We start from the raw sequence: 1,041 nt of genomic DNA, 5'->3' as shown, positions 1-1,041 counted from the left end.
GCTTGGTAGCGCACTTGACTGGGGGTCAAGGGGTCGCAGGTTCAAATCCTGTCAGCCCGACCAACAGCTGAAACCCCGCCATTCCTGATGAAGGAATGGCGGGGTTTTCTGTTTCCCGGACACATCCGCTCCGTGGTGTTCCCAGGAAGGTCCGCGGTGATCCGCTATTTCAGGAAGCGTGACGTCCGGCGGTCGGCCAGGATCTTTCCTTTGGTCTGGCACGTCGGGCAGTACTGCAGGGCGGAATCGGCAAAGGAAACCTCCCGGACCGTGTCCCCGCACACCGGACACGGTTCGCCGGTCCGGCCGTGGACCCGCATGTGGCTCCGCTTGGTGTCCTTGAGCTCGTTGGGCGGCTTGCCCCTGGCCTCCGCCACCGCCGTTCCCAGAATGGTGTGGATGGCGTCGTAGAGGTGCTGCACGTGCGTCCGGTCCAGCGACCTGGCGATCGCGAACGGCGAAGTCCTGGCGGCGTGCAGGATCTCGTCACTGTACGCGTTCCCAATCCCGGCGATGATGCCCTGGCTCCTCAGGACGCCCTTGATCTGCTGGGAACTGGAGCCGAGAATCCCGGCCAGGGCATCGACGTCGAAGTCCGGACTGAACGGATCCGGTCCGAGCGCCGCGATGCCGGGCACGTCGTGCGGATCCCGGACCACATAGACCGCCAGGCTCTTTTTCGTGCCCGCTTCGGTCAGGTCCATGCCCACCGGGCCGGAATCGGCGGAGAACGTCAGCCGCAGCGCGATGTGGCCCTTCCCCATTTTCAGCTGGGCGTCGGTGGGGGAGTCCGTGAAGCGGACCCAGCCGGCCCGGGCGAGGTGGAAGACAAAATGCAGCCCGTCCGCTTCCAGGCTGACAAACTTGCCGAACCTTTGCACGCCGCTGACGGCCTTGCCCTGGAGGTCGGAGTAGGGAGGGTCTGCCGTCTTGAGCACGGCGAAGGAGACCGGCTGGATTTTCCGCACCATTGCTCCGCGCAGGTGCTCGTCCAGAAAGTCCGTCAGGGCCGCAACTTCAGGAAGCTCAGGCACGGCCTAG

General features: G+C 64.9%; 1 protein-coding gene. It reads right to left on the bottom strand.

All coding sequences use genetic code 11. The features are described 5' to 3' along the window. Positions 1-164: 164 nt before the first annotated feature. Complete coding sequence (locus LQV45_RS35340; RefSeq protein ID WP_230012714.1) at positions 165-1,034, bottom strand: Fpg/Nei family DNA glycosylase; 870 nt, start codon at positions 1,032-1,034, stop codon at positions 165-167. Positions 1,035-1,041: the final 7 nt, after the last annotated feature.

Source organism: Microbacterium sp. Bi128 (genome assembly GCF_918698205.1).
The sequence above is the reverse complement of the archived record's forward strand: the minus strand, read 5'-3'. Positions and strand labels throughout refer to the sequence as shown.